This window comes from Pseudomonas sp. 2(2015), from assembly GCF_000955865.1.
In the GTDB taxonomy this organism is placed as follows: Bacteria; Pseudomonadota; Gammaproteobacteria; order Pseudomonadales; family Pseudomonadaceae; genus Aquipseudomonas.
Genome location: NZ_JYOF01000040.1, coordinates 1 through 1,158, shown reverse-complemented (window position 1 = coordinate 1,158; position 1,158 = coordinate 1). Strand labels below are relative to the sequence as shown.

The following is a 1,158-nucleotide window of genomic DNA, read 5'->3' as shown; positions in this document are numbered from 1 at the left end:
GCTTGTGTCTTGAGGTTGGAATAGAATCAGAAGTGAGAGCGGTGAATGGCAAGCTGTACGCCGGTAGTGCTTAAAGCACGTGTGGGAGCAAAGCTGCCATTCACCTCTCCACTCTGGCCCGAGCCCGAACAGTTGATTGAGCGCCTCTCGAATCACAAGCGTGGGCCAAGCCAGAGCGCTCTCACAACTGAGTGTAAGAGGGTTCAGCCATGTTGTCTTCTGTTGGAATCGACACTGCCAAAGCCACGTTGGAAATCTGCATCAAACCTCAGAAAATCCGCTTCGAAGTAAGCAATGAGCGCCCAGGCTTTGATGTGCTGATCGGGCGACTGAAGGACTTCAAGATCAGCAGAGTGTTGATTGAAGCGACCGGCGGCTACGAGAAAGAAGTGCTGATTGCATTGCGCTCGGCGGGTTTCGAAACCATCTGCATCAACCCAGCCCGTGCGCGGAAATTCGCCGAGGCGATGGGTAAAAAAGCCAAAACCGACAAGATCGACGCCGAGGTCCTTGCGGACTTCGCGGCACACCTCAGCGCTCCTCAAGGCCAACCGATCAGCCCGGAACGCGAAGAACTGCGCGAGTTGGTGAAGCAGCGCGCCCAATTTGTGCAGAGCCGTGATGACTACAAACGGCGTCGCCTGCAATGCCGCTCGGCAATGGTGATGGCCCACTTTGATGAGCACATCGAGCAGCTGAAAGTGCTGATCAAACGCCTCGACGAAAAAATTGACCAGGCGATGGTGCAACTGGACGACACCAGGGCGCGTCAGTTGTTGGCGGTGAGCGGAATTGGTCGGGTAACCGCCGCAAATCTGCTCGCCTCACTGCCAGAGCTGGGGCAATTGGACCGCCGTCAGATCGCCGCGCTAGTGGGCGTAGCGCCTTACAACAACGATAGCGGTAGCCATCAAGGGCACCGCCAGATATGGGGTGGCCGGGCGCATGTAAGGCGCGTCCTGTACATGTCGAGCTGGATCATCATCCGTCACAACACGGAATTTAAAGCACGCTACGAAGCACTTCGGGAGCGTGGCAAGTGCGCCAAAGTCGCCCTCGTAGCCTGTATGCGGGTGCTGATCGTCAGGCTGAATGCAATGCTGCGGGACAATACCCCTTGGCGAGTGCAAACAACCTGATCAAGACAGTTGCTCCCAC

The 1,158-nt window shown here is 56.6% G+C and carries 1 protein-coding gene; it reads left to right on the top strand.

Going from position 1 to position 1,158, the window contains the following annotated elements; translation table 11 throughout:
• Positions 1 to 209 precede the first annotated feature (209 nt).
• A complete protein-coding gene (locus UB48_RS26770) occupies positions 210 to 1,139 on the top strand; it encodes an IS110 family transposase (protein ID WP_045202378.1) in 930 nt (309 codons plus the stop codon).
• Positions 1,140 to 1,158: the final 19 nt, after the last annotated feature.